The sequence below is a fragment of the Spirillospora sp. NPDC000708 genome (genome assembly GCF_040299565.1).
Classification (GTDB): Bacteria; Actinomycetota; Actinomycetes; order Streptosporangiales; family Streptosporangiaceae; genus Spirillospora.
Genome location: NZ_JBEPCJ010000077.1, coordinates 1 through 25,367 on the forward strand (window position 1 = coordinate 1; position 25,367 = coordinate 25,367).

The 25,367-nt window shown below is 71.9% G+C and carries 31 protein-coding genes; 17 read left to right on the plus strand and 14 right to left on the minus strand.

The window, feature by feature from the left end; genetic code table 11:
* Positions 1-63: 63 nt before the first annotated feature.
* The 3 genes from katG to ABT299_RS38635 form a co-directional block, all read right to left on the minus strand.
* Positions 64-2,274, minus strand: coding sequence for a catalase/peroxidase HPI (katG, locus tag ABT299_RS38625; protein WP_500253755.1), 2,211 nt, complete (start codon positions 2,272-2,274; stop codon positions 64-66).
* Positions 2,275-2,290: 16 nt separating this feature from the next.
* The gene (locus ABT299_RS38630) at positions 2,291-2,713 is read right to left on the minus strand and encodes a Fur family transcriptional regulator (protein WP_190855924.1); all 423 of its coding nucleotides are present in this window, start codon (positions 2,711-2,713) and stop codon (positions 2,291-2,293) included.
* A 331-nt stretch (positions 2,714-3,044) separates the two neighbouring features.
* Positions 3,045-4,091, minus strand: coding sequence for an NAD(P)-dependent alcohol dehydrogenase (locus tag ABT299_RS38635; protein WP_500253756.1), 1,047 nt, complete (start codon positions 4,089-4,091; stop codon positions 3,045-3,047).
* A 127-nt stretch (positions 4,092-4,218) separates the two neighbouring features.
* Between ABT299_RS38635 and ABT299_RS38640 the strand changes: the two genes are divergently transcribed.
* A complete protein-coding gene (locus ABT299_RS38640) occupies positions 4,219-5,028 on the plus strand; it encodes a helix-turn-helix transcriptional regulator (RefSeq protein WP_500253757.1) in 810 nt (269 codons plus the stop codon).
* 38 nt (positions 5,029-5,066) lie between these two features.
* Here the strand turns inward: ABT299_RS38640 and ABT299_RS38645 are convergent, their stop codons facing one another.
* Positions 5,067-5,387: a DMT family transporter gene (locus tag ABT299_RS38645; RefSeq protein WP_500253758.1), complete on the minus strand. Its 321-nt coding sequence runs from the start codon at positions 5,385-5,387 to the stop codon at positions 5,067-5,069.
* Positions 5,387-6,049, minus strand: coding sequence for an FMN-dependent NADH-azoreductase (locus ABT299_RS38650; protein ID WP_500253759.1), 663 nt, complete (start codon positions 6,047-6,049; stop codon positions 5,387-5,389). The genes ABT299_RS38645 and ABT299_RS38650 overlap by 1 nt, the downstream gene beginning before the upstream one ends.
* A gap of 85 nt (positions 6,050-6,134) precedes the next feature.
* Between ABT299_RS38650 and ABT299_RS38655 the strand changes: the two genes are divergently transcribed.
* The 3 genes from ABT299_RS38655 (at position 6,135) to ABT299_RS38665 (ending at position 8,572) form a co-directional block, all read left to right on the plus strand.
* Positions 6,135-6,749: a TetR/AcrR family transcriptional regulator gene (locus ABT299_RS38655; RefSeq protein ID WP_500253760.1), complete on the plus strand. Its 615-nt coding sequence runs from the start codon at positions 6,135-6,137 to the stop codon at positions 6,747-6,749.
* Between the two features lie 96 nt (positions 6,750-6,845).
* Positions 6,846-7,448, plus strand: a complete 603-nt coding sequence (locus tag ABT299_RS38660; RefSeq protein WP_500253761.1) for an RNA polymerase sigma factor — start codon at positions 6,846-6,848, stop codon at positions 7,446-7,448.
* Positions 7,445-8,572: a CU044_5270 family protein gene (locus ABT299_RS38665; protein ID WP_500253762.1), complete on the plus strand. Its 1,128-nt coding sequence runs from the start codon at positions 7,445-7,447 to the stop codon at positions 8,570-8,572. Before ABT299_RS38660 ends, ABT299_RS38665 begins: the two co-directional genes overlap by 4 nt.
* Before the next feature lie 38 nt (positions 8,573-8,610).
* Here ABT299_RS38665 and ABT299_RS38670 read toward each other — a convergent pair whose 3' ends face one another.
* Positions 8,611-9,039 (minus strand): ATP-binding protein, encoded by a 429-nt coding sequence (locus ABT299_RS38670; RefSeq protein WP_387032194.1) that lies wholly within the window; start codon positions 9,037-9,039, stop codon positions 8,611-8,613.
* Positions 9,040-9,140: 101 nt separating this feature from the next.
* Here ABT299_RS38670 and ABT299_RS38675 point away from each other — a divergent pair, with 101 nt between their 5' ends.
* The 6 genes from ABT299_RS38675 (at position 9,141) to ABT299_RS38700 (ending at position 12,912) form a co-directional block, all read left to right on the plus strand.
* Positions 9,141-9,956 (plus strand): helix-turn-helix domain-containing protein, encoded by an 816-nt coding sequence (locus tag ABT299_RS38675; protein WP_500253763.1) that lies wholly within the window; start codon positions 9,141-9,143, stop codon positions 9,954-9,956.
* Positions 9,953-10,147, plus strand: a complete 195-nt coding sequence (locus tag ABT299_RS38680; protein WP_500253764.1) for a DUF397 domain-containing protein — start codon at positions 9,953-9,955, stop codon at positions 10,145-10,147. Before ABT299_RS38675 ends, ABT299_RS38680 begins: the two co-directional genes overlap by 4 nt.
* 4 nt (positions 10,148-10,151) lie before the next feature.
* Positions 10,152-10,340, plus strand: a complete 189-nt coding sequence (locus ABT299_RS38685) for a DUF397 domain-containing protein (protein ID WP_500253765.1) — start codon at positions 10,152-10,154, stop codon at positions 10,338-10,340.
* A 3-nt stretch (positions 10,341-10,343) separates the two neighbouring features.
* On the plus strand, positions 10,344-10,538 hold the full coding sequence (locus ABT299_RS38690) for a DUF397 domain-containing protein (protein ID WP_500253766.1): 195 nt from the start codon (positions 10,344-10,346) through the stop codon (positions 10,536-10,538).
* A 123-nt stretch (positions 10,539-10,661) separates the two neighbouring features.
* Entirely contained in the window at positions 10,662-11,525 is an 864-nt protein-coding gene (gene vph, locus ABT299_RS38695; RefSeq protein WP_500253767.1) for a viomycin phosphotransferase, read from the plus strand.
* 16 nt (positions 11,526-11,541) lie between these two features.
* Positions 11,542-12,912 carry an SMP-30/gluconolactonase/LRE family protein gene (locus ABT299_RS38700; RefSeq protein WP_500253768.1) on the plus strand — a complete coding sequence of 457 codons (1,371 nt, stop codon included), beginning with the start codon at positions 11,542-11,544 and terminating at the stop codon, positions 12,910-12,912.
* Between the two features lie 46 nt (positions 12,913-12,958).
* On the opposite strand, the gene ABT299_RS38705 is transcribed toward ABT299_RS38700, so the two are convergent.
* Both ABT299_RS38705 and ABT299_RS38710 read right to left on the minus strand, forming a co-directional pair.
* Positions 12,959-14,035 (minus strand): SMI1/KNR4 family protein, encoded by a 1,077-nt coding sequence (locus tag ABT299_RS38705; RefSeq protein WP_500253769.1) that lies wholly within the window; start codon positions 14,033-14,035, stop codon positions 12,959-12,961.
* Between the two features lie 19 nt (positions 14,036-14,054).
* Entirely contained in the window at positions 14,055-14,204 is a 150-nt protein-coding gene (locus ABT299_RS38710; RefSeq protein WP_500253770.1) for a hypothetical protein, read from the minus strand.
* A 94-nt stretch (positions 14,205-14,298) separates the two neighbouring features.
* Between ABT299_RS38710 and ABT299_RS38715 the strand changes: the two genes are divergently transcribed.
* Positions 14,299-15,069: a hypothetical protein gene (locus ABT299_RS38715; RefSeq protein WP_500253771.1), complete on the plus strand. Its 771-nt coding sequence runs from the start codon at positions 14,299-14,301 to the stop codon at positions 15,067-15,069.
* Positions 15,070-15,155: 86 nt separating this feature from the next.
* Entirely contained in the window at positions 15,156-16,112 is a 957-nt protein-coding gene (dapD, locus tag ABT299_RS38720; RefSeq protein WP_347256633.1) for a 2,3,4,5-tetrahydropyridine-2,6-dicarboxylate N-succinyltransferase, read from the plus strand.
* Positions 16,113-16,167: 55 nt separating this feature from the next.
* Here dapD and ABT299_RS38725 read toward each other — a convergent pair whose 3' ends face one another.
* Positions 16,168-16,626, minus strand: coding sequence for an STAS domain-containing protein (locus ABT299_RS38725; protein WP_500253772.1), 459 nt, complete (start codon positions 16,624-16,626; stop codon positions 16,168-16,170).
* 202 nt (positions 16,627-16,828) lie between these two features.
* Between ABT299_RS38725 and ABT299_RS38730 the strand changes: the two genes are divergently transcribed.
* Positions 16,829-17,143 (plus strand): helix-turn-helix transcriptional regulator, encoded by a 315-nt coding sequence (locus ABT299_RS38730; RefSeq protein WP_190855658.1) that lies wholly within the window; start codon positions 16,829-16,831, stop codon positions 17,141-17,143.
* A gap of 27 nt (positions 17,144-17,170) precedes the next feature.
* On the opposite strand, the gene ABT299_RS38735 is transcribed toward ABT299_RS38730, so the two are convergent.
* Positions 17,171-17,347 (minus strand): hypothetical protein, encoded by a 177-nt coding sequence (locus ABT299_RS38735; protein ID WP_500253773.1) that lies wholly within the window; start codon positions 17,345-17,347, stop codon positions 17,171-17,173.
* Between the two features lie 265 nt (positions 17,348-17,612).
* Positions 17,613-18,188: a TetR/AcrR family transcriptional regulator gene (locus ABT299_RS38740; protein ID WP_500253774.1), complete on the minus strand. Its 576-nt coding sequence runs from the start codon at positions 18,186-18,188 to the stop codon at positions 17,613-17,615.
* Positions 18,189-18,369: 181 nt separating this feature from the next.
* On the opposite strand from ABT299_RS38740, the gene ABT299_RS38745 reads away from it, so the two are divergent.
* The 3 genes from ABT299_RS38745 (at position 18,370) to ABT299_RS38755 (ending at position 20,526) form a co-directional block, all read left to right on the plus strand.
* On the plus strand, positions 18,370-18,516 hold the full coding sequence (locus tag ABT299_RS38745; protein ID WP_500253775.1) for a hypothetical protein: 147 nt from the start codon (positions 18,370-18,372) through the stop codon (positions 18,514-18,516).
* 49 nt (positions 18,517-18,565) lie between these two features.
* A complete protein-coding gene (locus ABT299_RS38750; protein ID WP_433240157.1) occupies positions 18,566-19,036 on the plus strand; it encodes an Lrp/AsnC family transcriptional regulator in 471 nt (156 codons plus the stop codon).
* A gap of 77 nt (positions 19,037-19,113) precedes the next feature.
* Positions 19,114-20,526, plus strand: a complete 1,413-nt coding sequence (locus ABT299_RS38755) for an NAD(P)/FAD-dependent oxidoreductase (RefSeq protein WP_500253776.1) — start codon at positions 19,114-19,116, stop codon at positions 20,524-20,526.
* A 30-nt stretch (positions 20,527-20,556) separates the two neighbouring features.
* Here ABT299_RS38755 and ABT299_RS38760 read toward each other — a convergent pair whose 3' ends face one another.
* Both ABT299_RS38760 and ABT299_RS38765 read right to left on the minus strand, forming a co-directional pair.
* On the minus strand, positions 20,557-21,891 hold the full coding sequence (locus ABT299_RS38760; RefSeq protein ID WP_500253777.1) for a carotenoid oxygenase family protein: 1,335 nt from the start codon (positions 21,889-21,891) through the stop codon (positions 20,557-20,559).
* Entirely contained in the window at positions 21,891-22,523 is a 633-nt protein-coding gene (locus ABT299_RS38765; RefSeq protein ID WP_500253778.1) for a TetR/AcrR family transcriptional regulator, read from the minus strand. The genes ABT299_RS38760 and ABT299_RS38765 overlap by 1 nt, the downstream gene beginning before the upstream one ends.
* Before the next feature lie 120 nt (positions 22,524-22,643).
* On the opposite strand from ABT299_RS38765, the gene ABT299_RS38770 reads away from it, so the two are divergent.
* Positions 22,644-23,309, plus strand: a complete 666-nt coding sequence (locus ABT299_RS38770) for an AAA family ATPase (protein ID WP_500253779.1) — start codon at positions 22,644-22,646, stop codon at positions 23,307-23,309.
* A gap of 168 nt (positions 23,310-23,477) precedes the next feature.
* On the opposite strand, the gene ABT299_RS38775 is transcribed toward ABT299_RS38770, so the two are convergent.
* The gene (locus ABT299_RS38775) at positions 23,478-25,349 is read right to left on the minus strand and encodes a M1 family metallopeptidase (RefSeq protein WP_500253780.1); all 1,872 of its coding nucleotides are present in this window, start codon (positions 25,347-25,349) and stop codon (positions 23,478-23,480) included.
* Positions 25,350-25,367 lie beyond the last annotated feature (18 nt).

Consider the following 25,367-nt stretch of genomic DNA (forward strand, 5'->3'; position numbering starts at 1 on the left):
ACCCCCCCCCGGCCGGCCGGGCGGGGCCCGGCCCCGCGGGCCGGGGCCCCGGCCGCCGTCGTGTCAGGCCCGCTTCAGGTCGTACCGGTCGAGGTTCATCACCTTGTCCCACGCCGCGACGAAGTCCTCGACGAACTTCTCCTTGGCGTCGTCGGAGGCATAGACCTCGGCGACCGCGCGGAGCTCGGAGTTCGCGCCGAACACCAGGTCGGCCCGGCTGCCGGTCCACTTGACCTCGCCCGAGGCGTCCCGGCCCTCGTAGATCTCGGACTCCTCGTTCGCCGCCTTCCACACCGTGCCCATGTCGAGCAGGTTCACGAAGAAGTCGTTCGTGAGCTGACCGGGCCGGTCGGTGAGGACGCCGAGGTCGGACTGCCCGTGGTTCACGCCGAGGACCCGCAGGCCGCCGAGGAGCACCGTCATCTCCGGGGCGCTCAGGGTGAGCAGGTTCGCCCGGTCGATGAGGAGGAACTCGCCCGGCAGGACGTTGCCCTTCGCGAGGTAGTTGCGGAACCCGTCGTGCGTCGGCTCCATCACCTCGAACGACTCGACGTCGGTCTGCTCCTGCGACGCGTCGGTGCGTCCCGGCGTGAACGGCACCTCGATGTCGTGGCCGGCGTCCTTGGCCGCCTTCTCGACGGCGGCGCAGCCGCCGAGCACGATCAGGTCGGCCAGGGAGATCTTCTTGCCGCCGGTCTGCTCGGCGTTGAACGCCTCCTGGACCTGCTCCAGCGTGCGCAGCACGGTCGCGAGCTCGGCCGGGTTGTTGACCTCCCAGCTTCGCTGCGGCTCCAGCCGGATGCGCGCGCCGTTGGCGCCGCCGCGCTTGTCGGTGCCGCGGAACGAGGCGGCCGACGCCCACGCGGTGGCGGCGAGCTGGGACACCGACAGGCCGGAGTCCAGCAGCCGGGCCTTGAGCGCGGCGATGTCCTGCGCGTCGACGAGCTCGTGGTCGACCGCCGGGACCGGGTCCTGCCAGACCAGCGTCTCGCTCGGCACCTCCGGGCCGAGGTAGCGCTGGATCGGCCCCATGTCGCGGTGGGTCAGCTTGAACCAGGCGCGCGCGAACGCGTCCGCGAACTCCTCGGGGTTGTCCTTGAACCGCCGTGCGATCGGCTCGTAGATCGGGTCGAAGCGCAGCGACAGGTCCGTCGTCAGCATCCCGGGCGCGCGGTTGAGGGTGCCGTCCTCGGGGTCGGGCACCGTGTTCGCCCCGGCGCCGTTCTTCGGCCGCCACTGGTTCGCCCCGGACGGGCTCTTGTCCAGCTCCCACTCGTACCCGAAGAGGATCTCGAAGAAGCTGTTGTCCCACTTGGTCGGGGTGCTGGTCCAGGTGACCTCGAGGCCGCTGGTGTGGGAGTCGCGGCCCTTGCCGGTGCCGTGGCTGTTCTTCCAGCCGAGGCCCTGGTCCTCCAGCGGGGCGCCCTCCGGCTCGGCGCCGATGGTGTCCCCCGGGCCCGCGCCGTGCGTCTTGCCGAAGGTGTGGCCGCCGGCGATCAGCGCGACGGTCTCCTCGTCGTTCATCGCCATGCGGGCGAAGGTCTCGCGGATGTCGCGCGCCGCGGCGAGCGGGTCCGGGTTGCCGTTCGGGCCCTCCGGGTTGACGTAGATGAGGCCCATCTGCACGGCGGCGAGGGGCTTCTCCAGGTCACGGTCGCCGCTGTAGCGCTCGTCGTCCAGCCACGCCGTCTCGGGGCCCCAGAAGACGTCCTCCTCCGCCTCCCAGGCGTCCTCGCGGCCGCCGGCGAAGCCGAAGGTCTTCAGGCCCATCGTCTCCAGCGCGACGTTGCCGGCGAGGATCATCAGGTCGGCCCACGAGATCTTGCGGCCGTACTTCTTCTTCACCGGCCAGAGCACGCGGCGGGCCTTGTCGAGGCTCGCGTTGTCCGGCCAGCTGTTGAGGGGCGCGAAGCGCTGCTGGCCCGCGCCGGCGCCGCCCCGGCCGTCGCTGACGCGGTAGGTGCCCGCGCTGTGCCACGCCATGCGGATGATCAGCGGCCCGTAGTTGCCGAAGTCGGCGGGCCACCAGTCCTGCGAGTCCGTGAGCACGGTCGCGATGTCCTGCTTCACGGCCGCGAGGTCGAGGCTGTTGAACGCCTCCGCGTAGTCGAAGTCCTCCCCCAGCGGGTTCGTCACCGGCGGGTTCTTGGCGAGGAGCTTCAGGTTGAGCCGGTCGGGCCACCAGCCGCGGTTGCCGCCGCCCTGCGTCGGGTGCGGGGCGCGCTGGTGCGCGACAGGGCACTGGCCCGCGGCGGCTTCGTTGTTCTCGGACATGGGGTTCCCTCCAGGGCTACGCGAGGTTGGCGGATGAGGAACGGTGAGCGGTGGAGCAGTCGGGGCACAGGCCCCAGTAGGTGACCTCGGCCTCGTCGATCGAGAATCCGCTGTCGTCGGACGCGGTCATGCAGGGCGCCTCGCCGGTCGCGCAGTCAGCGTCGGCGATCGTCCCGCAGGACCGGCACACGATGTGGTGGTGGTTGTCGCCGACGCGCGCCTCGTAGCGCGCGACGGAGCCGGCCGGCTGGATCCGCCGGACCAGGCCCGCGTCCGTCAGCGCGCGCAGCGAGTCGTAGACCGCCTGGTGGGAGACCTTCGGGACGTCCCCGCGCACGGCGCTGATGATCGATTCGGTGTCGGCGTGCGGATGCGCGTGCACCGCGCTCAGCACCGCGACCCGCGGACGGGTCACGCGGAGAGCGGCCCCGCGCAGCATCTGCCGGATCTCCACGGTCGTGGCCACGTCCGACAGGCTGCCTCGTTTTCTTGAATGAGTCAAGTGTTTGTAGAAACCCAGTTCTTGACCAGGTCAGGTCCAGGATGCGGATCCGCCTTGCACGGCTGGGCTGCGGCCCCGTGCAGAACCCCGCGAAAAACATGGGCCGGCGAGGAGAGCGGCCGCACCGGCCCGGCCGACGCGGGCCCCGAAACCCACTCCACCCTCCTCGGCCTCATCAGTACCCTCCGCAACATCCCTTGATGCACCAGGCCGGCGGCCCCACCGTCGTCGACGTCCCGCTCCACTTCTCCGCGCCGGCCTCAGATCGTCAGGCCGTGAGGTCGAGGACGAACCGGTACCTGACGTCGCCCGCGGCCAGCCGGTCCAGTGCCGTGTCGACCTCGGCGACGGGCAGTACCTCCACGGTCGCGGTCAGGTCGCGGGCGGCGCAGAAGTCGAGCATCTCCCGGGTGTCGGTGATGCCGCCGCTGCCCGCGCCCGCCAGCCGTTTCCGCCCGAACCGGAGGGCCTGAGGTGTGAAGGACAGCTCCGGCACGATGCCGAGCGTGCACAGGGTCCGGTCGAAGCGGAGCGCCGTCAGGTAGGGCGAGAGGTCGTGCGCAAAGGGGACGGTGTCGAGGATGAAGTCGAACCGCCCGCGCTGCCCGGCCATGGCCTCGGCGTCGGTCGACACCACCACGTCGTCGGCACCGAGTTCCAGCATGTCCTTCGCCTTGCCGGGTGAGGTGGTGAAGCCCACGACCTCGGCGCCGAGCGCCTTGGCCAGCTTCACCGCCACGTGCCCGAGCCCGCCGAGGCCGATGATGCCGACCGTCCGCCCCGGGCCGGCCTCCCAGCGCCTGAGCGGCACCCAGGTGGTGATCCCCGCGCACATCAGCGGCGCGGTGCCGGCCGGGTCGAGCCCCTCGGGGCGGCGGTACACGAACGCCTGGTCGGCCACGTACTCGTCGCTGAATCCGCCCTGGGTCAGGGACCCGTCGCGCCGGTCGCGCCCCCCGTAGGTCAGTGTCGGGAACTCCGCGCAGAACTCCTGATCACCGCTGCGGCATGCCTCGCACACCCCGCACGAGTCGACGATGTTCCCCACGCAGACCGGGTCGCCGACCCGGAAGCGGGTGACCGCGCTGCCGACGGCCGTCACATCGCCCACGATCTCGTGGCCCGGCACCAGCGGAAAGATGTCCGGCCGCTCGTGGCCCGGCCGGGGCCGCACGTGCTCCAGGTCGGTGAAGCACACCCCGGCGTGCGTCACTCGCAGCGCGACGTCGGTGGGTCGCAGCTCACGGCGCTCGAAGCGCCAGGGCGCCAACGCCGAGCCGGGTGCCTGGGCGGCCCAGCCGTTGACCGTTCGCATGGTGGATCTCCTCTCGTTCACGACGCCCCCATGCTGCGGGCGGACCGCGCCGTTCCACCATCGGTGGCCGATGACTGGGAATCGCAGGGCCACCCTCGTACGGGACGGCCCGACGTAGCCTGAAGCGATGGACGACGCCGCTCTCGCAGAATTCCTCCGGGCTCGCCGAGCCCTGGTCCGGCCCAAGGACGTGGGCCTCGACGACGCCGGCGACGCCCGTCGCCGCGTGACGGGGCTGCGGCGCGAGGAACTGGCCTTCCTGGCGGGAGTGAGCGCGGACTACTACGTGCGCTTGGAGCAGGGACGTGGCCACCGCCCCTCGGAGAGCGTCCTGGAGTCGCTTGCCCGGGCGCTGCGGCTGGACGAGGAACTGACGGAGCACCTGTACGCTCTGGCCCGCCCGGCACCGACCGCCACCCGCACCCGGGAGCGGGTGTCGGACATGGTGCAGGAACTGCTGGACGCCTGGACGACCACACCGGCCACGGTGACCAGCCGCCGGATGAACGTCGTCGGATCGAACGCCCTGGCGTGCGAGCTGGCCTCCTGCTACGTGCCCGGGACCAACCTGCTGCGCGCGGTGTTCCTGGACCCCGGGACGCGGGAGACGCATGTGGACTGGAACGCGGCGGCGTCCGACGCGGTCGCCAACTTCCGGGCCCGGATCGGAACCGAGCGGGACGACCCCGAGCTGACGGAGCTCATCGGCGAACTCTCGCTGCGCAGCCAGGAGTTCCGGGAACTGTGGGCCCGCCACGACGTCCACACCACCACGGCGGGCGCGAAGAGCTTCCGGCACCCGGAGCTGGGTGTGATCAGCCTCCGCTTCCACGCGATGCCGCTGGAGGACGGCCAAGTGCTCACCGTCCACCACGCCCGGCCCGGCTCACCGGACGAGCGGTCCCTGGCCCTGCTCGCCACGATGGCCGCGACCTGACCGAGGGCGCCGGCCGCCCTCGCCGCCCGCTGAGCGCGTCACTCGGAGCCGGTGACGCGGGCGAGGACCAGGCCGGCGACGATGAGGGCGAGCGCGGTCATGCGCCCGGCCGTCAGCGGGTCCTTGTGGACGACGACGCCCAGCGCGATCGCGCCGACCGCGCCGATGCCCGTGAAGACCGCGTACGCGGTGCCGACCGGGAGCGTGCGCATCGCCTGGGCCAGCAGCCAGACCGCGGCCACCATGAGGACCAGGCAGACCAGGGTCGGCAGCGGCCTGGTGAAGCTCTGCGTCGGCTTGATGCTCTGCGCCCAGGCGATCTCGACCAGCCCCGCCAGCCCGAGGACGAGCCAGTTCATCAGTACTCCTTGCCCAGGTCGCGGGCCGTGCGGAGCGCGGCGGCGTACAGCTCGTCGTGCTCCGCGCGGCGGTGGGCGAGGGCCGGGTCGACGCGGGAGTTGGCCAGATCGGCGGCGACGAACACGGCGTCCTCGACGGCGAAGTGACCGGCGAAGAAGTCGCGGAGGAAGCGCTCCTGGTGGTCGAAGCGGGCCTTCGGCGCGCCGGGGCCGTACGCGCCGCCGCGCGCCGTGGCGACCACGAAGCGCCGTCCGGCGAGCGACATCCGCGGGAAGGTCACCTGGTCGAGCCACGCCTTCAGCGACGACGGGACCGAGTAGTTGTACATCGGCGTCGCGATCAGGATGACGTCCGCCGCCACCAGCTCGGACAGCAGCGGCTCGACGACCGCCCACGCCTCGGCCTGCTCCGGCGTGCGGACGGCCTCCTTGTAGCGGTCGATGTCGGTGATGCCGTGCGCGAGGACGTGGTCGCACAGCTCCGTCCACGCCTCGCCGATGTGCGGGACGGGCTCGGCCGCCAGGTCCCGGTGGACGTACGTCCCCCCGGGGTGGGCGGCCCGCCACGACCCGGCGAAGGCGTCGCCGATCTCGCGGCTGATCGAGCGGCGCCGGGCGCTGGCGTCCAGGTGCAGCAGCGTGGCCATGAGCAGCCTCCTCATAACTGGACACTATGTCCGCTTGAAGTCGGCTCGACCGTAGCAACGATGTGGACACTTTGTCCACATCGCTACTAGAGTCGCCGTCATGGAGCCCCGTACCGACCTGCTCAGCGGACGTCCCGCGGGCCACCCGCCGCGCGAGCGCGCGGACGCGGCCCGCAACCGCGCCAAGGTGCTGGCCGCCGCCGCAGAGCTGTTCGCCTCCCGCGACCCGCGCGCCGTGACCATGGACGACATCGCCAAGGCCGCGGGCGTCGGGCGGGGCACGCTCTACCGCCGCTACCCCGACACCGTCTCGATCGCGCGGGCGCTCCTCGACGAGCACGAGCGCGCGCTCCAGGAGCGCCTGCTGCGCGGCGACCCGCCGCTCGGCCCCGGCGCGCCCCCCGGCGACCGGCTGGCCGCCTTCTACGCCGCCATGGTCGAGCTGCTGGAAGACCACATCGCGCTCGTCCTCGGAGCGGAGCAGGGCGCGGCGCGCTTCGCCGCCGGCGCCTACGGCTTCTGGCGCGCCCACGTCCGGATGCTGCTGACCGAGGCGGGAACCCCGGACCCGGCCGCCCTCACCGACGCCCTGCTCGCCCCGCTGGCCCCCGACGTCTACACCGAGCAACGCCGCCAGGGCCTGACCCCGCCCCAGATCACCGCGTCCCTGACCCGCCTCGCCCACGCCGTCACCAGCAACGCGCCCTCTCGTTGAGCTGCGGCGCGCCGCCGGGTCCTGTCCGTGTGAAGGGTTGCTGCACGGGCGGCGGAGTAGGGGTGACCGATCGCCCCAGCGAAGGACGAGGTGACGATGAGCCACACCCCCGCCGCCGCGGACCCGCTCCGCGACGACGCCGTGGGGATCGAGGCATCGTGGCATGAGCCTGAGCAGTTCGCTGAGATCTTCCACCGCCACTTCCCCGACGTCCACCGGTACGTCGCGGGACGGCTCGGCCCCGACGCCGCCGACGACATCGCCGCGGAGACGTTCCTGACGGCCTACCGGCGGCGCGACAGGTACGACCCGGCGCGCGGCGCCCTGCGGCCGTGGCTGTTCGGCATCGCCACCAACCTGGTGGCGACGCACCGGCGCGGCGAGGCCCGCTACTTGCGGACGCTCGCCAGAACGCCCGCCGCCGGTCCCCAGACGGGGCATGAGGAGCAGGTCGTGGCCCAGGTCAGCGCCGGTCTCGTGCGGGGCGGCCTCGCCGAGGCGCTCCGCGGCCTGTCGCCGGGGGACCGCGACGTGCTGCTGCTGGTCGCCCTCGGCGACTGCACCTATCCCGAGGTCGCCGAGGCGCTCGGCCTCAAGCCCGGAACGGTGGCCTCCCGGCTGAACCGGGCCCGCCGCAAGCTCCGTGACGCCCTGGGCGGGGTGGACCCCACGCTCATCACCGAGGAGTCAGACCGATGAACGAGATCGACCTGGTGCGCGAAGCCCTCGGGCGGCCGCGTCCCACCGAACAGGAGACCGCCGCGGCGCTCGCCCATGTGCAGCGGGACATCGCCGGCGGGGCCGCCTCCCGGCGCCCGCGCGGCCTCGCCGCCGGCAGGAAGCGCCTGTGGGCCGGCGGCTTCGGCCTCACCGCCGTCGCCGCTGCGGTGGCCGTCGCGGTGCCCGTCCTGGGGGCGTCGCCGGAGACCGGACCGCACCGATCGACCGCACCGCCCCCGGCCGCTCGGACGGTGCTGCTCGCAGCGGCGCGGAGCGCCGAACGGCACGACGACACGATGCGCGGGTACTGGCACGATACGAGCACCTCGCGCCTCTACTACCGGCTGCACGCGCCGACCGGCGACTACACCGTCGTCTGGGCGCGGCGCTTCGAAGGCTGGACGCCGAGCGGCCCCACCGGGCGCGACTGCGGCCGCCGGCAGGATCTCGGCACCCGCCCGGCCGGGCCCGCCGACCAGGCGGCCTGGCGCCGCGCGGGCTCCCCCGCCACCTTCGCGATCCCCATGGACCGCAAGGGGTTCGCGCCGATGACGCTCAAGCTGGCGGCGGGGGCGCCGACCACCGCCTGCCGGGCCCTCCCGCCCGACGGGGCGATCTTCTCGCTCGGCGGCAACGTCACCATGAAGGACCTGCGTGCGCTGCCCGCCGACCCGAACCGCCTCAAGCGGCTGCTCCTCGAGCGGTTCGGCAGGTCCGGCCGCGACACCGAGCCGCTGACCAGGAACAAGACCGGCGACTCCTGGATGTTCTCGGTCGCCCGCGACATCATCCTCACCATGCCGGTGACCCCACGGGTCCGCGCGGCCGCCTTCCGGATGATCGCCGACCTGCCGACCGTCCGGACGATCGGCTCGGTGCGGGACGCGGAGGGGCGCCAGGGCACGGCGGTCGCGATCGACGAGCACACCTCCGACGGGGACCTGGAGCACCGCCTGATCATCGACCAGGCGTCCGGGACCGCCCTGGCCTACGAGCAGCTCGTCCTCAAGCCGGCGGGCGGGAACGCGGGACGCGCACCGGGCTCGCCGATCAACTCGGTGGTGAACCTGGCGTCCGGCTGGACCGACACCGCCCCGCGCTGACCGGGGTCCCCAGGCGCCGGCCGTCGACCGGAGCGGATTCACGGAGACAGGCGGGCCCAGATCCACTTGCCGCCGTTCGGGTCCTGGGTCGCGCCGCAGCGGGTCGAGAGGGACTGGACGATGTGCAGGCCCCAGCCGCCGTTGTCGTCGAACGCCTCCGCGGAGAGGTCGAGGTCTTCGAGGGTGAGCCTCCGGAACGGCTTCGGACGCGGCGCGCCGAGACCGGAGTCCCAGACGGCGATGACGACCCCCTGCGCGTCCCGGCTGAGCTGGAAGCGGATCTCCTTGTGCGGCGTCTCGCGCGCCGCGTTCGTGACGAGTTCGGAGACGATCAGCAGCGCATCGTCAAGAATGCGCGAATATCCCCATTTGCACATCCACGCGTCCGCAAGAGTACGCGCCAGCCCCACCGTCGCCGGCGTCGCGAGCATGGGAATGATCAAATCCCCCGCCGCCGTCATCACCATCGTCCCCACCCTCGCCAACGTTTTCGATTTCTTGTGGCAAGGATCACCCGGTCGTTCTACGTTGTGCCTGTAGTCCCCCGATCCGGATACAGGAGAGAGCGATGCCGATCGTCCGCGACCCCCTCAACCCGAAGCTCTCCATGTGGCACTTCCTGGCCTTCTACCTGCGGTTTTGGCGAGAGAAGATGGGACTGTCACTCACCCAGTGCGGCGAGATAATGGGCGTGCAGCGCGGCACTGTATCCAACTTCGAGGCGGGGCGACGGCGGCCGCAGGAAGACCACATGCGGGCACTCGACAAGCATTACGGAACCGGATGGCTATTTCAGCTTTTGCTCTGGTTCGCCCGAATGGCCCACGACCCGGACTGGGGCCGCCAACTCGTCAAGTACGAGGAAGAGGCCCACATCATCAGGACCTACCACGGCCAGGTGATCCCGCTCGCCCTCCAGACCGACGAGTACACCTGGGCCTACGTCCAATCGGGAACACCGAAGGACTTCGAGGCCGCCATGGAAAGGCGGACCGCCCGCAAGAAGTCGTTCTTCGATAGGGGGACCGACGTGGAGATGTGGGCCGTCCTAGACGAGAGCGTCCTAGCCCGCGTGGTCGGCAGCGCATCGGTGATGAGAGCACAACTTGATCACCTGCTGAAGCTGGCTGATCTACCTCAGATCAGCCTGCGTATCATCCCTTTCAAGTCCGGCGCACACCTCGGCGTCGATGGTGCCCTGCAGGTACTCAGCCTAGAGAGCCGCGACATCGCGTACTCGGGCGCGCAGAACGGAGGACGCTTGATCGAGACGCCTGGCGAGGTCCGCGAACTGTCCGTTAAGTTCGATCGCATAGGCGCGACGGCGGCTTCCCTTGAAGCCTCCCGCGAGATCATCAAACGGTACTTGGAGAGTTACCAATGATCGTGCAGTGGCGCAAGAGTTCATTCAGCGGCGGGGCGGACGACGAGCACTGCGTTGAGCTGGGATGTCTTGCGCCGGAGGTTGGCATCGGGGTCCGGGACTCGAAGAACCCCGATGGCGGGCACCTCACCCTGACCCCCGCGCAATTCACGGACATCATCAACCAGCTCAAGCGACACACGGAGCACTGAGACCATGCAGTGGCGCAAGAGCTCCTACAGCGGCGGAGCGGACGACCAGCACTGCGTTGAGCTGAGACGACTGGCGCCGGAGGTCGGCATCGGGGTCCGGGACTCGAAGAATCCCGACAGCGGGCACCTGACTCTCACGTCCGTACAGTTCGCGGACGTCGTCAGCCAGATCAAGCAGAACGCGGAGCGTTAGGTCATGGGCATCCAGTGGCGCAAGAGCGCGTACACCGGCGGCGTGAACGACAACCAGTGCGTTGAGCTGGGACGTCTTGCACCGGGGGTCGGCGTCGGCGTGCGGGACTCGAAGGACCCCGATGGCGGGCACCTCACCCTCACAGCCGGCGAGTTCGCCGCCCTTCTGGCGCGCATCAAGCGCACCACGTCCCCCTGACCCGACCCCACGACACAGCTCCTCGACGGCCCGGCGGCCCGGCCGCCGGGCCGTCCGCATTCCAGCTGGCCGTGCTTCGTGCACATCGCCTCCGATCCATCGAAGGACCCAGAGGTCACGCTCGTGAGCATCCTTGCGACGCATCGCGCTCTGCTGGACCGTCTGCTGCCCGACGACCGACCGGACGGCCTTGCCGTACGCCAGGGGCAATTCCACATCGTGGTCATCGGCTCGGACCGCGTCGTGTGCCTGCCTCGCACGCGGGCGGCGGCCGCCCGGTTGCCCCAGCGGGCGGCCGCGCTGCACGCACTCGCGGGCCTCGACCTCGGCTTCCGCACACCTGAGCCGCTGCTCCGGGGCGGCGCGCACGACACCGGCGAGACGCCGTTCCTGGTGCTCAGTCGCATTCCCGGGGAACCGCTGGAGGCCGACGCCCTCAACGATGCCCGCGTGCTCGACGCCGTGGCGGCGCAGTACGCCATGCTGCTGTCCGGTCTGGCCCGTGCGGGCACCGACGAGACGGTACGGGCCGTTCTACCTCAGGCATCAGAAGGCCGGTGGCGGCTGTTCGCGGAGAACGTGCGCGCGGAGCTGTTCCAGCTCATGTCCGACAGCGGGCGGCTACGGGCGGATCGGGAACTCACAGCGCTCGACGGCCTCCCCCACCTCACCCGAGCAGTGGTCCACGGCGACCTCGGTCCCGAGAACGTCCTGTGGGAGTGGACGCACGGGCTGCCGCGCCTCTCCGGAGTGCTCGACTGGGACGATGTCGCACTCGGCGACCCGGCCGAGGACCTCGCGGCCATCGGCGCCGGCTACGGCCCCGAGCTCCTGGAGCGGGTGCTCGCCCTGGGCAGCCTGTCGAACCACGGACTCCGTACCCGCATCGCCGCGATCCGCGGCACGTTCGCATTGCAGCAAGCCCTCTACGCGCTCCGCGACGGCGACGATGAGGAACTCGCGGACGGCCTGGAAGACTACCGCTGAGGCGCGGCGGCGACCGGTGGTGCGGCGACCGGTAGGATGCCGCCGCTTTCGTCACTTCCGCGCTACCCCCGGCCGGGAAGGCGAACGATGCACTGGGAGGCCGGTCATTCAGATTCCCATCCTGGCGCGGCGCCGCTGGTTCCTCGCGGTGCTCGTCCCGGTCATCATCGTGGCGGCCGTCGTCGTCGGTTTCGCGGTCCGCGGCTCCTCCAGTGGCGCATCGGTCGAATTCGTGCTGGGAGCCGGTACTTCCGACAGCGGCGGCGGACCGCAGCGAAAGGTGCCCGGGGAAGTGCAGAGCATGACCACTGACGAGCACGGGAACGTCGCCCTGTTCACGGTGGATTCCCAAGGCTTCGAACTCTGGACGGCCGATCCCGGTGGAGCCGTCGCGCGGGTGCGCGTCCCCGCTCTGGACCGGTTCAACGCAGAGGCGTTGGGCCAGGCGGTTCAGGCGGCCACCGCGCCGGACGGCAGTCTCTATCTGGCGCTCGACGCCGAGGGCCTGTGGAGGGTCACCAGGGACGGGCAGGCGACCAGGGTCGTCGCGACGGCGCGCGAGCGCCCTCTCACGGACCGGACGCCTGCGGAGCGGGTCCCGCCTGTGTCCGTGAACGGGGTGGCGGTCGCCGACGACGGGACCGTGTTCTTCAGCGACCGGCAGAACCAGCGCAATTCGCTCCTCGTCCACCGCCTGCGTTCGGGCCGGACGGTCAGAGTCGCGGGCACTCCCCTGAATGCCACGCAAGAACTCCCCAAAAAGGATCCGAATCTCCTGGATCCGAAGACCGGTGCTCCCGCCGAAGACACCTACATCCCCGAGGACGGCAACGCGCCGCTGGCGTGGAACAGCGGGAACCTGTACGTGCACACCGGTCGCGGAATCCTGAGAATCGCCACCGCGACGGAACGGATCTATCCCGTCGTCGGGTCCCGCGACACGGCGTCCCTCAAGCGTCCGGACGCACCGTTCAAGCCGTTCGGCAAGGCCATCAACGGATATGTCGACGCCCCGCGCGGCGGCGACGGGGAACATGCGTCGAGCATCGCGGTGGACCGGGCCACCGGCGGCCTCTACTACGGGGCCGGCGACCCCCGGCCCGGCAACGGCACGACCGGGATCTCCGCGAGATTCCGGTGGAGCGGCGACCTCACCAAGTCCCAGCGCGAGTTCCGCGACTCGCTGCGCAACGCTCAGCAGACCGTCTACCAGGTCGGCCGGAACGGCGACCTGTCCGCGGTCACCGCCGGAGCCGAAGCGCTCTCCACCGCGAACGGATACCTGTACCTCGCCGTCGACACCTGCCCATCCGGCGAGGCCAAGTGCACCACAGCGAACGACCAGTCAGCGGTCATCCGGCTGCGCCTCCCCACGAAGGGCAAGTGACGGACCCTCCGCACCCGAACGCCCGCGCCGCAACGGCCCGGCGCGTTCAGGTGCGGGGAGGGCGCGGTCCCCAGAACGGCCACGCCCATTCCGCGGGGTCGCCGAGGGAGGCGTCCGTCATGTCCAGGCCGACGCCGGTCAGCTCGGCGACGAGGAGCTCGGTCAGCGGCCCGAACTCCACGATGTCGCCGTAGCCCAGGTTCACCACGGGCCAGCGGTCCGGGTCCGGGCCGGCGGTGTCCCAGCACAGCGTGTCGCGTCCCTCGGTGCTGCCGCAGTAAAGCAGCCCGCCGGGCTCCGGATACCCCTTGTAGCGGCGATCGGGGTGCGCGGGATTGCGGCAGTTCTCGGCCCACTTCCGGTAATAGTGGCCGTACTCCGCGAGGTGTTCCGCGAGGCCGTCCGGGGCCTGGACGAAGATGCCGTTCACGGCGAACCGCCCGCCGGCGCCGTACACCTCGTATAGGCGCTTGTAGTCGGCGGGCAGCGCGGGGACGCCCAGCTCCTGCTCGATGGCCTCCCAGTCATAGCCGGCGTCACGGGCGGTGGCCGGACGGCCCGGCCCGATGATGGTCCGCAGCTGGGCCAGGGGATCCCGGACGCCGCCCCGGACGGGCTCGGCCGGTGCCGCGACCGGGTGCCCGGCACGCGTGAACGTGCGCTCGCGCGGGACGGGCGGCGGCGCGAGCACCGGCAGGTCGAGCCGGCCGTCGAGCCACTCGTCGAGGAACTCGGTGATGGTGAGGTTGAGCTGCTGCCGCCCGTGCCCGTCCAGCGCCACCAGCCATCGGGCGGGATCGTCGCCGAACGGCAGCCACCAGCACGTCTCCCCGCCGGTGAACACGCCCCAGAGCCTCGCCTCCGGATGCGGCGGCTCGTGCTCGCGCTGCTCGGCCTCCATGCCGAAACCGCCGTCGCCGCCCGGCACGAGGAGCCGCAGCACGCCCGCCAGGGTTCCCGGGCCGGTCCGGGAGACCAGCGCGCTGTAGTCGTCCGGGCAGGAACCGCTCGGGATCTGCGGCTCCCGGCCGGGGCCGCCGCCGTCCGGGACGCTCCGGAAGGTCGCGGCCAGCCTCTCGCCCGCCCGCCGGAGACCGTCCGCGGCGGAAACATGATCGTTCACCCGCCGGACCCTACCGCTATCACACGGCCATCGGCGCGGCGGGCATTTCCTCGCGGCGTTCCTTGAATTCCGGGGAAACACCGGTCCCGGCACCCGCAATTACACCGGCGATAAAGGGCTGGCCGGATACGGACGAGATCCTTTCCAGGCGGTCATCGTCGCCATTCATACCCCGTGATAGATGTTCATTGGCCGATGAACGGGGGCGGGTGCGTGGCGCTCGCGGCGCGCGAAATGGCGTGCGAAAAGATCAAGGAGTCTGGATGCCATTGTTCGGCAGACGCAAGGCCGCGCGGACCGGCACCGCCGCACCGCCGGACGCGGGCCCGCAGTGCCTCCGCCTGGACTCCGGGCGCCGCTTCCGCAGCGGGCTCGCGCTCGACGACGCCCTGCGCTCCCTCACCGCGACGGTGGAGTCCTACGGCGAGCGGCCCTACGAGCACATGCCGCTGGTCCACCAGCCCGGGTTCGTGTGGCTGGGGCCGGACGAGCCCCCGGCCCGCGTCGTGGGCTTCCACGACACCGAGGACGATTTCGTGTTCGGCGCTTTCTGGAAGACGCCGGCGGGCACCGAGTCGGGGCTGTTCCCGCTCGGCGCCGGCCCCGACCGGCTCAACCGGATGAAGCTCCCCGGGATGTGGAAACGGCGGGACCCGTCCCTGGCGTCCATCGGAACCCTTCCACCCGGCATCGTCGGCCTGACGGCCCCGCGCCTCTCCCCCACCTACCTGGAGGACATCGTCCGCACGGCCGGTTTCCAGCCTTCCGAGGGGAACCTCGCCGTCCTCCACGAGCATGTGAGGACCCTGTTCCTCATCAAGGCGTCGCAATTCATCGGCATGCGGCAGCGGGCCGCCGCCGAGCGCTTCGCCGACGCCCACGAGGACGCGTCCGCCCAGCAGGTCCTCGACGGCCTCGCCTCGACGCTGCCCGTGGTGACGCCGTACATCCAGGCCCTCCCCGACCGGGTGCGCGGCCTCCTCCTCGAATCCGTGGACGAGGCGCAGAACCCCTGGCGCCGGATGCACCGCTGAGGCGTCCCTCGCCGGTCGGTCCACGCCGGCTGCCATGAGGGGGCGGGCGGGCCGTTACCGTGTTCGGCATGGTCGGAACGGGATTTGTGACAGACGGAGCGGTCGGCGACGGCATCGCCACGGTGGCGGACGACGGCACGGTGCTCGACACCTGGTTCCCCGAGCCGCGGCTCGCCGGGGAGGCCGGCAAGGGGACCCGCCGGCTGGACGCCGGCGAGGCGCGCGCGGTGTTCGGCGAGGACGTCGCGGTCGGGCGGGACGAGGCGCGGCGGGTCGAGACCGTCGCGGTGCGGACGGAGATCGGCAGCCTCGCCGACCCGCCCGTGGACGCGCACGACGTGTACCTGCGGCTGCACCTGCTGTCGGCGCGGCTGGTCCGCCCCCACCGGGTCAACCTGGAGGGGATCTTCGGCCTGCTCGCGACGGTGGTGTGGACGAGCGCCGGGCCGTGCGCGGTGGACGGCTTCGAGCGGGTCCGGACGGCGCTGCGGGCGCGGGGCCCGGTCACGGTGGACGGGGTCGACAAGTTCCCGCGGATGACCGACTACGTCGTGCCGTCCGGGGTGCGGATCGCCGACGCGTCGCGGGTCCGGCTCGGCGCGCACCTGGCGGCCGGCACCACGGTGATGCACGAGGGGTTCGTGAACTTCAACGCCGGGACCCTCGGCACGTCCATGATCGAGGGCCGGGTGTCCGCGGGCGTGGTGGTCGGCGCGGACTCCGACGTGGGCGGCGGGGCGTCGATCATGGGGACGCTGTCGGGCGGCGGCACGCAGGTCATCTCGGTCGGCGAGCGCTGCCTGCTGGGCGCCAACTCCGGCATCGGGATCTCGCTCGGCGACGACTGCGTGGTGGAGGCGGGCCTGTACGTGACGGCGGGCACCAAGGTGGCCCTGCCGGACGGCACCGCGGTCAAGGCCGCGGAGCTGTCCGGGCGGTCGGGGCTGCTGCTGCGCCGCAACTCCGGCACGGGCGCCGTGGAGGCGCTGCCCCGCAACGGCGCGAAGATCGCGCTGAACACCGACCTCCACACCAACAACTGACGATCGCGTGCGGGCTCCCCCCTCTGGAGCCCGCATGCGACCTGCGGTTCCCGATTCAGGCTGAGCGGGCGGCGTCCGGCGGGTGCGCGCCCGCAGCGGCGGGGACGTCGTCCAGTCGCGGCACGCAGATCCGGCGCAGGTACCGGTTGAGCGCGGGGTGGACGGCTCCGCCGAGCGGGGCGACGAGGTGCAGGGCGCCCCTGGCGGCGGAGACGGTGAAGCGCGTCTTGGTCAGCAGCGCGGTGCCGTGCTGGTCGATCGCGTCGACCTCGCTGAGGTCGAGGACCAGGTTCAGGGGGCGTCCGGCCAGCACGGTCGTGGTGAGGATCTTCGCCTCGGCGGTCACGACGGTCTCGGCGACCAGCCGCCCCTTCATCATCAGGACGGTCGCGCCGTCGCGGGTGCCGGTCTCGAAGGCGAGGGCGGGGCGGGCGCGCGGCGCGGACTCCGCGCGTAGGGACTCACCGGCGCAGTGATCCGGTGTGACCTGCGACGTGGCGGACTGCACGAGCATGGTGAAGCACCCTCCTCACGTGACGACGGCGTCGACTACTGATCCTGCTTGCCGCAAAGATGTTACAGGAAAAATTATTCGGCAAAACCCTGTCGTATCATGGCGGAGTGGCCGACACCTCCCGCACCGGCGGGGCGGGGCACCGCTCGAGCTCCGCCCGCGCTCGCCGCCGGGAGGAAGCACCGGACAGCGGAGGTCGCCGATGGAGGACGCCAGGACACGGCAGGACCGGAAGCCGTGGACGTTCCTGACCAACCACGCCCGGGTCCTGATCTGCATCGCCCGGGATCCCGACCTGCGCGTCCGCGACGTCGCGGACCAGATCGGGATCACCGAGCGGGCGGCGCAGCTGATCATCACGGACCTGGAGGAGGCGGGGTACCTCGTCCGGACCCGCGTCGGCCGCCGCAACACCTACACCATCAACGGCGACCGGCCGTTCCGGCACCCGGCCGAGTCCGACCACGACGTCCGGGACCTCATCGAGGTGTTCCTCGGCGAGGGCTCCTACGCCTGAGCGCGCCGGTGCGCGGGCGCCGCGCCGTCAGCGGGGGCCGATGCGCACGCGGGACGGGTCCGGGCCGCCGAGCGTGAGGCGCCGCGTCGCGGGGGCGCCGGGCGCGGACGTCCACGGGTCGGCGCCGGCGGGGGCCTCCGGCACGTACTCGGGGAAGTCGCCGCTCATGACGTCGAGGGCGAGGCGGTGGCCGGCGCGATGCACGACGTCCGGCTCCGCGGCCGGATCTACGACAGCTGCGGCCGGCTCGAACGCGAGATCGCCGGGACGGGCGGGGATGAAGGCCCTGGCCGCGCAGCTCCTCGCGGCCCTGGAGGCCCGGCACCGGCCCGCGGGCACGGACGGCACCGGAACGCCCGAGCCGGAACCGGCCGGCGACACGGGGGCGCGTGGCTGAGCGGGCGCCCCCGCGGCCCGCCCTCGCGTCGAGGTCCATCAGCGCGCTCTCTCATCTCGGTCCGGTGGCTCGTCACGGTCCGGTGGTCAGCATCCGGACGAGCCGGTCGACGAGCGGGGCCATCCGCTCGCTGTTCCAGCGCTCGGGCGCCTCCAGGCTGGAGACGTAGAAGCCGCGGAACACCAGGTGCAGGACGTCGGCGGCGAACGCGGCGTCGGCGGCGCCCGCGTCCCGCGCGGCGTCGACGAGCCCGTCCAGGTTCTGGCACGCGTCGTCCCGGATGAGCTGGAGCGCCTCCGACCCCCGGCCGCTGCGGCCGAGGATCTCCAGGAACAGCCGGCGGAGCACCTCGTCGTTGCCGGTGGTCGAGCACGCCCAGCGGGCCAGGACCGCCAGCCGCCCGGGTGCGGGGGTGCCTTCGAGGGCCTGGTCCAGCTCGGCGTCCCAGTCCCGCATGGCGTGTTCTATCGCGTTGCGCAGCAGCGCCTCCCTGGTGGGCAGGTAGTTGGTGACGAGCGTCGTCGAGCCGCCGATCCGCTTGGCGACGGCCCGGATGGACACGCCGTCGAGACCGTCCGCCGCCACGATGTCCAGGGTGGCGTCGGCGATGGTCGCGAGGCGCTGGTCGATATCGATCTCCACCGGCATGCCCGCAGGGTAACGCCGGAGGTCGCGTTATACAACACCGTTGTACATCAGCGTTGCATCACGTACGCTCCTCGCCATCGCCGGTGCGCTCCGGCCCACGTGACGCCCCCAGCAGCCCGAGGAGCAGGCATGGAACCCCGAGCCGCCCCTCACCGTCCAGGCGTGGGCCGCGCAGGGTCCGATGGCCCGCACCGTCGCCGACGCGCGGCTGGCCTTGCACGCCATGGCGGGCGCCGACCTGCGCGACCCGTTCAGAGGACCGCGCGCCCCGCATCGCCCCGCCCGCCTTCTCCTGATCCGTCCCGCTCCGGCCGGTGGCGTCCCCTGATGCGGGGATCCGCCCGCCGCCCGCGCGGCGGCCTGCGATGATGCGGGCCATGAGCAGGAAGAGCACGGCCGGGCCGGACCTCGACGACATCTCCTGGCAGATCATCGAGCAGCTGCAGGAGGACGGCCGGCGCTCCTACGGGGCGATCGCCAAGGTGGTCGGCCTGTCGGAGGCGGCCGTCCGGCAGCGGGTGCAGCGGCTCACCGAGTCCGGCGTGATGCAGATCGTCGCCGTCACCGACCCGCTGCTGGTCGGCGGGCACCGGCAGGCGATGGTCGGGGTCCGGGTCTCCGGCCCCCTCGAACCCGTCGCGTCCGCGCTGTCGGACATGCCGGAGACGATCTACGTCGTGCTGTGCGCGGGCGGCTTCGACATCCTCTGCGAGATCGTCTGCGACGACGACGCGCACCTCGCGGAGGTGCTGGCGTCCCGCATCCGCTCCATCCCCGGGGTCGCGGGCACCGAGACGTTCGTGTACCTCCAGCTGCGCAAGGAGAGCTACCGCTGGGGCACGCACTGACCACTAAATCAGTAGCCGCATTCGATCATGACAACTCGATTAGTGAAATCTTGCCTGGAAGTCGCTAAATTAGTGGCATGTCCCAGGCCATCGCCGCTGATCCCGCACGCGCGCTCGTGCACGCCGAACCCGTCCCCTTCTGGTTGGACGACCCCGCGCGCCCCGCGGCCCTCCCCGCCCTCGCCGGCGAGGAGCACGCCGACCTCGCCGTGGTCGGCGGCGGCTACTGCGGCCTCTGGACCGCCCTGCTCGCCAAGGAGCGCGACCCCGGCCGCGACGTCGTCCTCGTCGAGGCCCGCGAGGCCGGCTGGGCCGCGTCCGGGCGCAACGGCGGGTTCTGCTCGTCCAGCCTCACCCACGGCTTCGGCAACGGCCTCGCCCGCTGGCCCGGCGAGATCGCCGAACTCGAACGGCTCGGCATGCGCAACCTCGACGAGATCGAGGACGCGCTGCGCCGGCACGGCATCGGCTGCGACTGGGAGCGCACCGGCGAGCTCAACGTCGCCACCCGCCCCCACCAGGTCCTGGAGCTGCGCGAGGAGGCCGAGGCCATGCGCCGCCACGGCCTGTCCCCCGAGTTCCTCGACACCGAGCGGGTCAGGGCCGAGGTCGCCTCCCCCACCTACCTCGCCGGCCTCCTCGACCGCGACGGCACCGCCCTCGTCAACCCGGCCCGGCTCGTCTGGGGCCTGCGCGACGCGTGCCTCCGGCTCGGCGTCCGCATCTACGAGCGCACCCCCGCCACCTCCCTCGCCGCGCGCGGCCCGGGCATGGTCGTCACCACCGCCTACGGCCGCGTCGCCGCCCGCCGCGTCGCCCTCGCCACCAACGCGTTCCCCTCGCTCGTCCACCGGGTCCGCCCGTACGTCGTCCCCGTCTACGACTACGCGATGGTCACCGAACCGCTGACCGACGCGCAGCTCGGCGCCATCGGCTGGCGGAACCGGCACGGCATGGCCGACTCGGGCAGCCGGTTCCACTACTACCGGCTGACCGCCGACAACCGGATCCTGTGGGGCGGCTACGACGCCGTCTACCACTACGGCTCCCGGATGTCGGCGGACCTCGACCAGCGCCCCGACACCTTCCGCGTCCTCGCCGGCAACTTCTTCCGCACGTTCCCGCAGCTCGAAGACGTCCGGTTCACCCACACCTGGGGCGGCGCCATCGACACCTGCACCCGGTTCTCCGCGTTCTTCGGCACCGCCGCGCAGGGCCGCGCCGCCTACGCGCTCGGCTTCACCGGCCTCGGCGTCGGCGCGACCCGCTTCGCCGCCCAGGTGATCCTCGACCGGCTCGACGGCCTGGACACGCCGCGCACCCGGCTCGCGATGGTGCGCACCAAGCCCGTCCCGTTCCCGCCCGAACCCCTGCGCTGGCTCGGCATCGAGCTGACCCGCCGCTCCATGGCGCGCGCCGACGTCAACGGCGGCCGGCGCAACCTGTGGCTCCGCGCCATGGACACCCTCGGCCTCGGCTTCGACAGCTGACCTCGCCCGCCGATCCCGTCGGCGCGGCGGTCAGCGGTCGGGGAGCCAGTTGCCGTGGAAGCCGGGCGGGACGCGGACGGGGAGGTGCACGACGGCGACCGGCGGGCCGGTGAAGTCCTGCGCGGAGAGGATGACGAGGTCGGTGGCGGCGCGGTCGGCGTCGTAGGCGAGGACCATCAGGTAGCCGTCGTCCTCGGCGGCGTCGGCCGCGGACGGGACGAAGACGGCCTCGCCGACCACCGCGTCCGCGGGGAAACGGCGGACGTCGGTGCGGCCGGTCCGGAAGTCGTGCTTGAGGAGGCCGTCGCCGACGAGCTCGCCGGGCGACGACTCCGAGGCGACGGTGTAGCCGTAGCGGTGCGGCCGGGACGTCAGCCGCTCGTCGACGCGGGGGAACTCCTGGGCGCGGTCGTCGAGGGTCCGCTGCGCGACGGTCCCGGCGGCCGGGTCGATGGTCCAGCGGTCCAGGACCGGCGGCGGGTTGCCCTCCAGGCGGCCGTCCCGCAGGAAGCTGGGGAACTTCGCCAGGTCGAGCACGATCCGGTCGCCGTCGTCGTAGGCGTTCATGGTGTGGAACACCCAGCACGGCTCGATGTCGATCCACCGCACGTCGGACGCGTCGCCGGTGCGGGGCAGCAGCCCGATCCTCGCCGGGTGCGCGTCGTTCCAGGCGTAGGGGAGGGTGGCGCCGTCGGCGGCCAGCGGCATGGAGAACGTGACGGGCAGGTCGTAGACGATCACGTACTTCTCCGTGAGCGCCAGGTCGTGCACCATCGGGCCGTCGGAGACGGGGATCTCCACCGAGCGGGTGACGAGCCCGGTGGCGCTCAGCACCGTGTACTGGAGGTGCTCCCAGCCGAAGTAGTAGGCGATCGCGTGGAGCTCGCCGGTGGCGGGGTCCTTCTTGGTGTGCGCGGTGTAGCCGCCCTTGAGGGTGCCGCCGAAGTCGCAAGGGCCGAGGGTGGTGAGGTCGTGGCCCAGCTCGTACGGCCGGAACCCGCCCTCGATCAGCGCGAACGTGCGGCCCGCGTGCCCGATCACGTTGGTGTTCGGGGCGAAGTCGAAGTCGTCGAAGACCGGCCCCTCCGGCCACGGCTCGCCGAGCCCGGCGGCCACCCGCCGGGACCGCACCCAGCGGTTGCGGTACCACTCGGCGCGGCCGTCGCGCAGCCGCACGCCGTGGACCATGCCGTCGCCGAGGAACCAGTGGTAGGACTCGGGGTCCTCCAGCCCGAGCGGGTTCGGGCCGATGCGCAGGTAGCGGCCGTTGAGCTCGGCGGGGACGCGCCCGGTGACGGGCACGTCGTGGGCGGTGGTCTCCTCGGTGACGGGGGCGTAGGGGCCTTCCAGGAACGGGCTGGGCATCAGGGGCCTCGTTTCTCGGGTGCGGAAGGGGTGCGGAACAGGCCGGCTCCCATGGCGAGGAGGGTGGCCTCGAAGACCTCGGCGGCGTCGGCGGGGAGGTGGCCGGCGAGTTCGAGGCTGACCACGCCGTGGATGGCGGCCCAGAGCGACGCGGCGACATGGCGCGGATCGCCGCCGGTCAGCAGACCGGCGGCGGCGCAGCCGGCCACGGCGTCCTGCAGGATCGTGAAGGTCTCCGCGGCCTGGACCAGGGCCTCGTCGCTCGGCCGGAAGCCGGGGATGGGCTCGCCGAACATCAGCCGGTAGTAGTTGCGCTCGGCGAGGGCGTTGTCCCGGTAGGCGCGTCCCAGGTCGATGAGGTGCTCCAGCGGGTCGGACCGCTCCGGCACCGCCGCGAGCCGCCGCCGGAACCGCTCGAACGCCTCCACGTACAGGGCTTCGATCAGCCCCGCCTTGCTCTCGAACATCCGGTACAGGACGGTCGTGGAGCAGCCGACGTCGGCGGCGATCCGGCGCAACGCCAGCGCCCCCGGTCCCTCTTCGGCCAGCAGTCGGCTGGCGGCGTCCAGCAGCGATGTGCGGATCGCCTCGTCCCCTTGCCGCTGGGCCAGCTCGTACGCGCTCGACGCCATACCGTCCTCGATAACAACGTTTTTGGTCAGTAACGCTGTTATCGCACGACGGGCAAGCCCCGTCAACCCCCCGATCTCCGGGGGACGGGCGGCCGCCGCCGCACCCGGCAGAATGGGCGTGTGCCCGAGAACCCCCCGGAACCGACGCAGCACCACCTGCGCGGACTGCCCGCCGGCTCCCCCGAGGAAGCCCTCGACCGCGCAGGTGACCTCCGCCTCCACGGTCTCGCGCCCGTCATCCGGGTGCCGGTGGGACTCGTCGTCCTCGTCGGCCCACCGGCCTCGGGCAAGACCAGCTTCGTTCGGGCACTGATCGCGCGCGGGCAGATCGACGCGGACGCCGTGGTGTCCAGCGACGAGATCCGCGCGGAGCTTTTCGGCACCTCACCCGCACAAGCGGAATCCGACGCGGCGGACGCACGGATCTTCGAGGAACGTGACCGCAGGATCGTCGCCAGGCTCGCCGCCGGGCGCAGCGCGGTCGCCGAGTCGACGAACGTCACGGCGCGGGCACGCGCGCGGCTCATCGCCATCGCCAGGCGCTTCAACGCCCCGGTGACCATGCTGCGATTCGACCCGGACGTCACCGACCTCCTCCAGCAGTACGCCGAGCGAGGCCGCACGGACCTCGCCGCCGCGGACGTCCGTGACTACGCCGTCATCATGGCCCGGGACGCCGGTGCCGACCAGCTGCGCGCCGAGGGCGCGACCAGCGTCCACGACGTCCCCGGACGCCGCCAAGCGATCACTCCCACCGAAGCCGCCGCGCACTTCTCCTTCGCCTGACACAGCCGGCGTGTCCACACCTGCCTTCCGTCACCCCTCCACGAACCCACGCAGAGCGCCACCAGCCTGCGGCACCGCGGAACGGCCGGGCATCGACCGCGTGGCGGCCGGGCCAAGACGCGGAGGCGCACGGCGGGGGTGTCGCCCGCCGTGCGCCTCGCGAGAAGGTCAGCCTTCGATGCGGTGTTGGGTCCAGAAGGACGTGAGGTCGGTGGTGGTGGCCGCCTGGGCGGCCTTCTTGAACTCGGCGGTCGTGGAGATGCCGTACCAGTGGCTCGCCGCGTAGGTCTTGAGCAGGTTCGCCATGGCGGAGTCACCGATCACGCGCTGCAGGTCGTGCAGGGCGCACTTGCCGTAGTCGTAGACGACGGTGGAGTAGCGGGACGAGTGCGCGTCCCAGTACGCCATCGAGTTGGTGATCTTCTCGTCGGACGACGCCCACGACACGCTGTTCCAGCAGCCCGCGCCGCTGATCCCGCGGTACAGGTCGGTCGCGTAGTCGGCGAACGCCTCGTCCAGCCACGGATGGTTGTACTCGTCGTCGCCGACGATCCCGTACCACCACTGGTGCGCCAGCTCGTGCGGCAGCGCCACGGTGCTGACGAGGTCGAGGACGAAGCCCGGGTACTCCATGCCGCCGAACCAGAAGTTGTTGTCGAGGATCGCGTCGACCTCGCCGTACGGGTAGGCGCCGAAGCGGCCGGAGTGGGCGTCGATCGCGCTGGTCGCGAGCGACAGCATCTGCTGGGCGCTGGACTGGCTGATGCCGCTCACCCAGTACATGTTCACCTTGACGCCGTTCGGCGAGGTGGCGGAGATCTTGGAGAACGGGCCGGCGCCCCAGGCGAACTCGCGGACGTGCGACGCGGTCGCGGTCGTGACCGTCCGGCCGGACGAGCCGGGGGTGTCGACGGACGTGCCCGTCGCGGGGACGGACAGCGAGGTCGGGTGGTCGAGCGTCACCTTGTAGTCGCTCGCCAGGCCGTAGAACGACTCGCCGTTGTTGGTGTACGGGTCGAGGTGCCAGCCGTCGCCGTCGTGGACGGCGAGGACGGGCAGCGCGTTGCCGAGGAAGTTGTACGCCCCGTCGTGCCCGAACCGGTCGGCGCCGGACGGCACCGCGATGGCGAGGTCGAACGCGACGGTCGCGCTCTGCCCCTTCGCCAGCGGGCTCGGCAGCGTCACCTTCATCGCGGTGCAGCCGACCGTGAGGGCGGAGGCGGTGCCGCCGGTGACGTTGGTGACGGTGATGGGGGTGTTGGACGGGCAGGTGCCGTGGGCGTTGTCCCACAGCCGCAGGTAGACCTCCGACAGCGGGGCGGAGTCGGTGTTGGTGAACGCGACCGACTCGTGGCCCTGCCAGTTGGCGCCGGACGCGTCGCTGGTGAGGTTGACGGTGTAGGACTGCGAGTCGGGGGTGCGGGTGCCGTCGCCCGTGGGCGGGGGCGTCGTGCCGCCGCCGGAGACGTCGAGGGCGACGTCGTCGAGGACGAAGCTGGTCTGCGCGCCGGAGTCCTCCGTCCCGGAGAAGGAGAGCGTGATGGTCTTGCCCGCGTAGACGGACGCGTCGATGCTCTTCTTCGCGTAGCCGGAGTTCGCGTCGAGGTTGGAGTAGGTGGCGACGGTGTCGCCGCCCATCTTCACGGTGAGCTTGTCGTAGGCGGTGCCGGGCGACTCGTCGGTGTCCACATGCAGGTAGAACGACAGGGTCGCCGTGCAGCCGGCGGGCAGCGTCACCGACTGGGACGCGGTGTCGGTGTGGGTCGAGCCGTAGCCGTCGAGCCAGGCGAAGTGGGTGCCGGAGTGGGCGGTCTCACCGCTGCCGTTGGCCGAGACGACCCCGGACGTGGTCGTCCACGGCGAGGTGCCGCTCTCGAACCCGCCGTTGGAGACGACCTGGGCGGCGGAGCAGTCGGTGATGGTGGTTCCGGGCAGGGCGGCGTGCGCGGGTGGGGCCGCGTGCGCGGGGGCGACCGCCGCGGCCAGGCCGGCCGCCGCGGCCGCCACGGCGGTGGCGGCGGCCAGCAGTCTGCTGTTCATGGATTCTCCTTGCTCATG

Coding starts and splice junctions, on each gene's coding strand:
- katG (WP_500253755.1), bottom strand. CDS start 2,274: ATGTCCGAGAACAACGAAGCCGCCGCGGGCCAGTGCCCTGTCGCGCAC.
- ABT299_RS38630 (WP_190855924.1), bottom strand. CDS start 2,713: ATGCTGCGCGGGGCCGCTCTCCGCGTGACCCGTCCGCGGGTCGCGGTG.
- ABT299_RS38635 (WP_500253756.1), bottom strand. CDS start 4,091: ATGCGAACGGTCAACGGCTGGGCCGCCCAGGCACCCGGCTCGGCGTTG.
- ABT299_RS38640 (WP_500253757.1), top strand. CDS start 4,219: ATGGACGACGCCGCTCTCGCAGAATTCCTCCGGGCTCGCCGAGCCCTG.
- ABT299_RS38645 (WP_500253758.1), bottom strand. CDS start 5,387: ATGAACTGGCTCGTCCTCGGGCTGGCGGGGCTGGTCGAGATCGCCTGG.
- ABT299_RS38650 (WP_500253759.1), bottom strand. CDS start 6,049: ATGAGGAGGCTGCTCATGGCCACGCTGCTGCACCTGGACGCCAGCGCC.
- ABT299_RS38655 (WP_500253760.1), top strand. CDS start 6,135: ATGGAGCCCCGTACCGACCTGCTCAGCGGACGTCCCGCGGGCCACCCG.
- ABT299_RS38660 (WP_500253761.1), top strand. CDS start 6,846: ATGAGCCACACCCCCGCCGCCGCGGACCCGCTCCGCGACGACGCCGTG.
- ABT299_RS38665 (WP_500253762.1), top strand. CDS start 7,445: ATGAACGAGATCGACCTGGTGCGCGAAGCCCTCGGGCGGCCGCGTCCC.
- ABT299_RS38670 (WP_387032194.1), bottom strand. CDS start 9,039: ATGGTGATGACGGCGGCGGGGGATTTGATCATTCCCATGCTCGCGACG.
- ABT299_RS38675 (WP_500253763.1), top strand. CDS start 9,141: ATGCCGATCGTCCGCGACCCCCTCAACCCGAAGCTCTCCATGTGGCAC.
- ABT299_RS38680 (WP_500253764.1), top strand. CDS start 9,953: ATGATCGTGCAGTGGCGCAAGAGTTCATTCAGCGGCGGGGCGGACGAC.
- ABT299_RS38685 (WP_500253765.1), top strand. CDS start 10,152: ATGCAGTGGCGCAAGAGCTCCTACAGCGGCGGAGCGGACGACCAGCAC.
- ABT299_RS38690 (WP_500253766.1), top strand. CDS start 10,344: ATGGGCATCCAGTGGCGCAAGAGCGCGTACACCGGCGGCGTGAACGAC.
- ABT299_RS38710 (WP_500253770.1), bottom strand. CDS start 14,204: ATGAATGGCGACGATGACCGCCTGGAAAGGATCTCGTCCGTATCCGGC.
- ABT299_RS38715 (WP_500253771.1), top strand. CDS start 14,299: ATGCCATTGTTCGGCAGACGCAAGGCCGCGCGGACCGGCACCGCCGCA.
- ABT299_RS38725 (WP_500253772.1), bottom strand. CDS start 16,626: ATGCTCGTGCAGTCCGCCACGTCGCAGGTCACACCGGATCACTGCGCC.
- ABT299_RS38730 (WP_190855658.1), top strand. CDS start 16,829: ATGGAGGACGCCAGGACACGGCAGGACCGGAAGCCGTGGACGTTCCTG.
- ABT299_RS38740 (WP_500253774.1), bottom strand. CDS start 18,188: ATGCCGGTGGAGATCGATATCGACCAGCGCCTCGCGACCATCGCCGAC.
- ABT299_RS38745 (WP_500253775.1), top strand. CDS start 18,370: ATGGCCCGCACCGTCGCCGACGCGCGGCTGGCCTTGCACGCCATGGCG.
- ABT299_RS38750 (WP_433240157.1), top strand. CDS start 18,566: ATGAGCAGGAAGAGCACGGCCGGGCCGGACCTCGACGACATCTCCTGG.
- ABT299_RS38755 (WP_500253776.1), top strand. CDS start 19,114: ATGTCCCAGGCCATCGCCGCTGATCCCGCACGCGCGCTCGTGCACGCC.
- ABT299_RS38760 (WP_500253777.1), bottom strand. CDS start 21,891: ATGCCCAGCCCGTTCCTGGAAGGCCCCTACGCCCCCGTCACCGAGGAG.
- ABT299_RS38765 (WP_500253778.1), bottom strand. CDS start 22,523: ATGGCGTCGAGCGCGTACGAGCTGGCCCAGCGGCAAGGGGACGAGGCG.
- ABT299_RS38775 (WP_500253780.1), bottom strand. CDS start 25,349: ATGAACAGCAGACTGCTGGCCGCCGCCACCGCCGTGGCGGCCGCGGCG.